Annotated in this window: 3 protein-coding genes and 1 pseudogene; 2 read left to right on the top strand and 2 right to left on the bottom strand. The window is 38.6% G+C overall.

The annotated features are described in order from the left end of the window. A pseudogene (locus tag H1P_RS39680) lies at nucleotides 1-145 on the top strand (5-deoxy-glucuronate isomerase); the annotation flags it as partial. Then, complete coding sequence (locus H1P_RS33135; RefSeq protein ID WP_144875708.1) at nucleotides 129-656, top strand: hypothetical protein; 528 nt, start codon at nucleotides 129-131, stop codon at nucleotides 654-656. The pseudogene H1P_RS39680 and the gene H1P_RS33135, both read left to right, overlap by 17 nt. A gap of 328 nt (nucleotides 657-984) precedes the next feature. Here the strand turns inward: H1P_RS33135 and H1P_RS33125 are convergent, their stop codons facing one another. Both H1P_RS33125 and H1P_RS33120 read right to left on the bottom strand, forming a co-directional pair. Beyond that, nucleotides 985-1251, bottom strand: coding sequence for a type II toxin-antitoxin system RelE family toxin (locus tag H1P_RS33125; RefSeq protein ID WP_222427365.1), 267 nt, complete (start codon nucleotides 1249-1251; stop codon nucleotides 985-987). Between the two features lie 54 nt (nucleotides 1252-1305). Further along, on the bottom strand, nucleotides 1306-1521 hold the full coding sequence (locus H1P_RS33120; protein WP_144875706.1) for a DUF2281 domain-containing protein: 216 nt from the start codon (nucleotides 1519-1521) through the stop codon (nucleotides 1306-1308). Nucleotides 1522-1720 lie beyond the last annotated feature (199 nt).

The raw sequence follows: 1720 nt of genomic DNA, 5'->3' as shown, positions 1-1720 counted from the left end.
TCTGGAAGAGACCTATTACCACCGTCTCGACCCGGCGACCGGCTTCGGCATCCAGCGCGTCTTCACCGAGGACGGCAGCCTCGACGAGACGATGGCGGTCGCGGACGGCGACGTCGTTCTGGTGCCGGATGGGGCAGAACATTGTCTTACAAGGCAATAGTGAAATTGTGGCTGATGCTGTGGAGGGAGATGGGGGAAACATCAATATTACTACTCAAGGTTTCTTTGTCTCTGCTGATAGCGATATTAGTGCTAGTTCTCAGTTTGGCTTAGATGGTAACGTGCGGGTAGAAACTATCAATGGCGATCGCAATCTCGAATTAGCTATCCTACCCACAAATCTGATTAATGTCAAGGAAACAATTACTGTCGGTTGCAATAGTCGAAATAATTTTGCCCTTGCAGGTAAAGGAGGATTGCCCCAAAACCCCAGCGAACAATTAAGAGGAGAAACCGTTTGGCAAGATTTAAGATTAGTGGAGATGGATTCTAAGAGATCAAGAGAAAGCAAGAACAAAAGAGTTCAAAGACCTTATCAGCCAATTGTGGAAGCTCAAGCCTGGAAAATAAATCATTCTGGTAATATTGAGTTAATTGCTCTCAATTCTGCTAGTGTGGCTCTCGACCATGATGCTGGTTGTCCTTCCCTTGATTAAATTTTATCTTCTGGATATCACAACCAATTCCCCAGTAATAGGAGAGCGAATTAAGCGATCCCCCTGACTTTTTTTGCTCTCTCAGGTTGAGTTGTTAATTAATCTTTTTCTACCCAAAGTTTTCAATTTTCCTTGAGCATCAGTTTCAAATCTCAGATCGGGATTTTCACGACATAATTATTCCAACTCGCGATCGCTTTTTTTTAATAGTCTCTTAACTCTTTGTAAGTTATTGCTTCATAAGTCGCTTTATTAATAGGTAGTCAGTTTCTCTATTTGAGTTTATTTCAATCTCTATTTCGGCTTTATTTTTCCCATAAAACAATCCCTAAATTCTATACATGAAAGCACTGTTGAGAAAGGCGATCGCATTGCTATAAGTATCATTTATAATATAAACATCTCTTCGGTGTCCGACTTTTGTAATTACAATCAGCAAAAACTTATCTTGTATTTTGTATATGATTCTGTAATCACCTGTTCTAACTCGATACAAATTTTCCGTTGCCGATAATTTAACTACTCCTACGGGACGAGGTTCTAGTGCTAAAAGTTCGATTATTTCAATAATTTTTCTTTGTATATTCTTTGGCAATTTTTTAATTGTTCGTTAGGCTGCTGGAGTAATTTCTATCTCATAAGTCATAATTTACAAGCCCAGTTCTTTTTTAAAATCTTCTAAAGAGATAGTTCCTTTTTCTTTAGCTTCTATCAAAGCTTGTTGGCTATCTTCTATATCTTCCCGATCTTCTATAGCTTCTCGTGTTTGTTTGACTTTTAAAAATCTGACAAAATCTAGAATTTCGTTAAGTAATGGCTCTGGGGTTGCTTCTAACTCTTGAATTATTAAATCTTTTGTATTCATTTGTATTTATCTGTGTTTATCTGTGTAGAGGGGTCCAATAAACTATTACAAAGTAGGACAGGCGGGACGCGCATACCCCCAATTTTAGGGTCTAATATAGTATAAAAGTATTATTTGGGGGTATTTTGTCCGCCAAAGGGGAAAAATTATCGCCTCAGCGCAAGGGGGCTTGTATTTTTATTAATCTGTTTACCCACTA

Origin of the sequence: Hyella patelloides LEGE 07179, from assembly GCF_900659865.1 — a bacterium.
Taxonomy (GTDB): Bacteria; Cyanobacteriota; Cyanobacteriia; order Cyanobacteriales; family Xenococcaceae; genus Hyella; species Hyella patelloides.
The sequence above is the reverse complement of the archived record's forward strand: the minus strand, read 5'-3'. Positions and strand labels throughout refer to the sequence as shown.

Excerpts from the sequence above, each read along its gene's own strand:
- H1P_RS33120 (WP_144875706.1), bottom strand. The coding sequence starts at position 1,521 with ATGAATACAAAAGATTTAATAATTCAAGAGTTAGAAGCAACCCCAGAG.
- H1P_RS33135 (WP_144875708.1), top strand. The coding sequence starts at position 129 with ATGGGGCAGAACATTGTCTTACAAGGCAATAGTGAAATTGTGGCTGAT.